The sequence below is a fragment of the Roseateles sp. P5_E11 genome (genome assembly GCF_054049355.1).
The window spans coordinates 1-3,262 of record NZ_JBFUMO010000619.1; the positions used below are offsets into that span (position 1 = coordinate 1).

The window sequence follows — 3,262 nt, forward strand, 5'->3', positions numbered from 1 at the left end:
GGGTCAAGTCTGCGGCGCTGTCGAGCAGCGGAGCAACCAAAGGGGCAAGCGACACGCGAGCCATCGCTTGGTGGCGAGCATGCTCATCGACCGGCAKCCGCGGCACGCCGAACCCCCACGTCTCGAGCTCACCGAACAGGCCGTGGTGCCGCGCGAGGATATGGCGCATCGTGTGCCACACGGCACGGACCCGCTGCGGATTGGCCACCGACAAGTGCGCGTAGTCGAACACGCGCTCGCAGGCATGTGGCCGGTCGCGGAACGGGCTGGYCGCCTGAGGCAGCCACACGAAAGGCTTGCCCAGGCGCATCCATGCAACCGCCGAACGCTGCATGAAGGGCTCGGCATGCAGCGACAGCAGCAGGTCTGCGCCGGCACCGCTGGCCGTGCGATCAAGCCGCCGCGCCTCGGCCGCACTCAGCGGTGCGCACGATTCGGCCACGTCGCGCGCGGGAATCAGCAGCCGCGTGCAACGCGACGGGTGGTCCATGCCGGTGGCCTGAAAGCGTTGATGCAGCCGGTCGGTGTCCAGCCCCAGCAGCAGCGTCGGCCGGAAGTCGGCCGCCAACGCCGGCGTCAGCCTCTGTTCATCGTCGACGCGCAGCACCACCACACCGATGTGTTGCAGCGCGCATCGCAGATCCTCGAACCACACCCACCCGGCCGGCGATGGCGGCGTCACCAGCAACACCCGTTCGCCGCAGGCGGCCCGAACCCGGCTGAAGCGGGCCAGCGTCTGCGCTTGCAGTTCAGCGCCGCGCTGATGCAGTCCGGCATCGGGATGTTCGGGTGGCCGGGGCTTGTTGCGCCATTGGCCAGCGGCGAGGCAGGCCTGGATATGGCGGCGCATGAAACGCAACTGCACTTTGCCGCTCATGTCCTGCCATCCCACTGTCTTGTCCGCCTCGCCCAGCTGTTTCCACTATGCCATCGCCGAGCCCAGCCTCGGGCCGAGATTTGATGTCCGAACACTCCTTCAATGCGCAGACGGCGACGCCACCCGACGTCGCCTCGCTGGCTCGCCGCCCCCGGCAGGTTGCGCCGCAGCCCGCCTGGCAGCCGGGGCGGGTGGTCCGCTCGCTGTGGCGGCTATTCGCGGTGCGACCGGTGGCCTTGTGTGGTGGGCTTTTGGCCACCTTGCTGCGGGCGGGCACGCTGCTGCTGGTGTCGATCGCCATCGGCCGCGCCGTCAGCGGCAACGCAGTCGCGGCCTGGGCGGTGGTGGCCTGCCTGGCCTTGCTGGCGGCAGCAGCACTGGGCTATGTCGGGCAGCGTCTCGTCATCGATGCCGTGCAGGACGGGCTGACCCATGTGCGCGAGCGGCTGGTGGAGCGGCAATTGGACTTGCCGGTGGACATCGTGCATCAACAGGGCGTCGAGCCTTTCGTGATGGCGATGACGCGCCATGGCGAGCTGCTCGGTCAGATGGCCCGGGCCTGTTTCGGCACCCTGCTGCCCGGAGCCATGCTGGTGCTGCTGTGCCTGGGCGGCATCGCGGCGATGCTGCCGGCGCTGGCCGTGCCGCTGATCCTCGCACTGGCGCTGCTGGGGCTGACACGGCGACAGCTTTCACGTCGCCTGGCAGGCCAGATGGCTGGCGCGCACGCTGCCATCGACCAGTTGTATGAGCAGTTGGGCGGTACCGTCCTGCGCCACGAGCTGGCGGTCAGCCAGGCGAACGAACATCACGAGCGTCAAGCCTGCCGGCAGAGCGTTGCGCGCACCCATGCGTTGACGCGTGCGCTGGCCAGGATGCAGACCTTTGCAGCCGAGCTCGACGCGCTGGTGCTGGGCCTGGCGCTGCTGGGCCTCGTCGTCTGGTTGACCATGGCCGGCGGTGCCGCAGTGTCGGGCGCGCAGCTGGCGTCGGTGCTGTTCCTGCTACTGGCGCTGCGCGGCGCCTTGCAGAGCCTGTTGCGCGCGTCGCAGGAGATGGCTCAGGGCGTGCCGGCGCTGGACAGCATCGAGCAGCTGCTGGCCATGCCGCCTGGGCCGGCGCATCACGGCCGTGTACCGCCGACGCACTGGCGCATGACGCTGGAAGGCGTGAGCCACCGCGCCGGCAAACGAATGCTGGTTCGCGACGTCGATCTTGCCCTGGAGCCCGGGCGCGTGACCGTGGTGACCGGCGCCAACGGCGCGGGCAAGACGACGCTGTTGCGTCTGCTGCTCGGTCTGGCCGAAGCCGATGGCGGCGCGATCCGTGTCGATGGCGTGCCGTGGGCGCAGATTGATCGGTCGGCGTTCCGGCGCGGCCTGGGCTACCTGCCGCAGAACGCCGTGCTGTTCGCCGGCACTGTCTACGACAACATGGCCTATGCGGCGCCCGGTGTCACGCCACAGGCCGTGCAAAGCATGGCGCATGCGCTGGGTCTGGACGCGCGGCTGAGCGCGTGGGCCGACGGTCTGCACACCCGGTTGGGCCCGGGCGGCAGCCCGCTGTCCGGTGGCGAGCGCCAGCGGGTGGCCCTGGCCAGGGTGCTGCTGCGCGCGCCGCGGCTGCTGATCCTGGACGAGCCGACCAACCACCTCGACGGCGCCAGTTCACAGGCCCTCGTCAGCCTGCTGCGCCAGGCGCCCGGCCGCCCCGTGGTGTTCATCGTCAGCCACGATCCAGCCCTCATCGCCCAGGCGGACCAAGTATTGGAGATGGTCGCCGGGCGGTTACAAGCGCGAGGTCCCGTGCCCGGCACTTCGCCAGCCGGGTAGCACGTGCCGCAATGCATTTCCGGCTCGCCAAAGTGACGAACTTCCTTCCCGTTGTGGCGCTCTACAAGGGCGCCAGCACTTCGCAGCCCCGCTGACTGCGCCGCAGCCATTCAATGTAGGTCCCGCTCATGTGGGCGAGCTGCCGCCCTGAGAGCCCGGCTTCGTGCTCGATGCGAGCAATGAACAATACATGCGAGCCGATTCGCTCGACCCTCTCAACGGAGAGTTCACGAACGAGCCCTGCCTGATCCAGCACGGGAAGCCCGAATAGCGGCGACGACGAGATCGGCACGGTCAACTTGTTCAGGTCAAGCGTGGGCTGGCGATGCCGGTTTCCGAGGGCGTAGACGGCCTCAAGCAGCTCGGCGGGCGCGCTGCTCATGGCAATGCGCTTGGAGGCTTCCATGAGCGCAACGCCCGGACTCGTTGCGCGCAGGGCCAGCAGGTACTCGCCCGACGACAGCGCGCCCACGAGGTCCATGGGGAACAGGTCCTCCCGCTCGTCGTGCCCCACGCCCACGAGAAAAACCGGCCTCGCCACGATGTAGTAGGC

General features: G+C 69.1%; 3 protein-coding genes. 1 reads left to right on the plus strand and 2 read right to left on the minus strand.

The genetic code is table 11. The features are described from left to right. The coding region (locus ACXJKR_RS28000; protein ID WP_457325618.1) for a hypothetical protein at nt 1–877 on the minus strand (877 nt) is incomplete at its 3' end. An 83-nt stretch (nt 878–960) separates the two neighbouring features. Between ACXJKR_RS28000 and ACXJKR_RS28005 the strand changes: the two genes are divergently transcribed. After that, the gene (locus tag ACXJKR_RS28005; RefSeq protein ID WP_457325619.1) at nt 961–2,709 is read left to right on the plus strand and encodes an ATP-binding cassette domain-containing protein; all 1,749 of its coding nucleotides are present in this window, start codon (nt 961–963) and stop codon (nt 2,707–2,709) included. Between the two features lie 61 nt (nt 2,710–2,770). Here the strand turns inward: ACXJKR_RS28005 and ACXJKR_RS28010 are convergent. Continuing rightward, nucleotides 2,771–3,262, minus strand: a 492-nt coding sequence (locus tag ACXJKR_RS28010) for a hypothetical protein (RefSeq protein WP_457325620.1), incomplete at its 5' end; no start/stop codon positions are given.